Annotated in this window: 6 tRNA genes and 1 rRNA gene; all 7 read right to left on the minus strand. The window is 48.0% G+C overall.

Annotation, left to right across the window (positions count from 1 at the left end):
- Nucleotides 1-8: 8 nt before the first annotated feature.
- The 7 genes from JCM21738_RS21980 to rrf all read right to left on the minus strand — a co-directional run bounded on the left by JCM21738_RS21980 (nucleotide 9) and on the right by rrf (nucleotide 727).
- A tRNA-Leu gene (locus JCM21738_RS21980) sits at nucleotides 9-97 on the minus strand.
- A 10-nt stretch (nucleotides 98-107) separates the two neighbouring features.
- Nucleotides 108-182, minus strand: a tRNA-Gly gene (locus JCM21738_RS21985).
- Nucleotides 183-203: 21 nt separating this feature from the next.
- Nucleotides 204-288, minus strand: a tRNA-Leu gene (locus JCM21738_RS21990).
- 41 nt (nucleotides 289-329) lie between these two features.
- A tRNA-Lys gene (locus JCM21738_RS21995) sits at nucleotides 330-405 on the minus strand.
- 10 nt (nucleotides 406-415) lie between these two features.
- Nucleotides 416-488 (minus strand) — tRNA-Thr (locus JCM21738_RS22000).
- A 37-nt stretch (nucleotides 489-525) separates the two neighbouring features.
- Nucleotides 526-601 (minus strand) — tRNA-Val (locus tag JCM21738_RS22005).
- 10 nt (nucleotides 602-611) lie between these two features.
- Nucleotides 612-727, minus strand: a 5S ribosomal RNA gene (gene rrf / locus JCM21738_RS22010).
- Between the last annotated feature and the right edge of the window lie 88 nt (nucleotides 728-815).

An 815-nucleotide genomic window follows, 5' to 3' on the forward strand; every position in this document is an offset into this window, starting at 1 on the left:
TAACTTGGTGGTGCCGAGGACCGGAATCGAACCGGTACGGTAGTCACCTACCGCAGGATTTTAAGTCCTGTGCGTCTGCCAGTTCCGCCACCCCGGCTTAAGAACTATGGAGCGGAAGACGGGATTCGAACCCGCGACCCCAACCTTGGCAAGGTTGTATTCTACCACTGAACTACTTCCGCATTAGATTGTTTTTAAAGAAATGGTGCGGGTGAAGGGAGTCGAACCCCCACGCCTTGCGGCGCCAGATCCTAAGTCTGGTGCGTCTGCCAATTCCGCCACACCCGCATATTTGATTGAATGTTATTTTACTTTCGTAAAAAAAACTTTGGTGAGCCATGAAGGACTCGAACCTTCGACCCTCTGATTAAAAGTCAGATGCTCTACCGACTGAGCTAATGGCTCGTACAAAAGGTGCCGGCAAGAGGACTTGAACCCCCAACCTACTGATTACAAGTCAGTTGCTCTACCAATTGAGCTACACCGGCATTTGTGGAAGATTAATTTCACTATGTGAAAAAATCATGGTGGAGGATGACGGGATCGAACCGCCGACCCTCTGCTTGTAAGGCAGATGCTCTCCCAGCTGAGCTAATCCTCCATTTGAAACTGCCCGGCGACGTCCTACTCTCACAGGGGGAAACCCCCAACTACCATCGGCGCTGAGAAGCTTAACTTCCGTGTTCGGTATGGGAACGGGTGTGACCTTCTCGCCATCGTCACCAGACATTTTTTAAAGACAATATCTATTATACTGACTTTAAGTTATTTTGCAAGAGAAATTTTAAAAAGTTTTTCACTTAGTAAAAACCTTT

The organism is Mesobacillus boroniphilus JCM 21738 (genome assembly GCF_000517385.1).
Classification (GTDB): domain Bacteria; phylum Bacillota; class Bacilli; order Bacillales; family Cytobacillaceae; genus Mesobacillus; species Mesobacillus boroniphilus.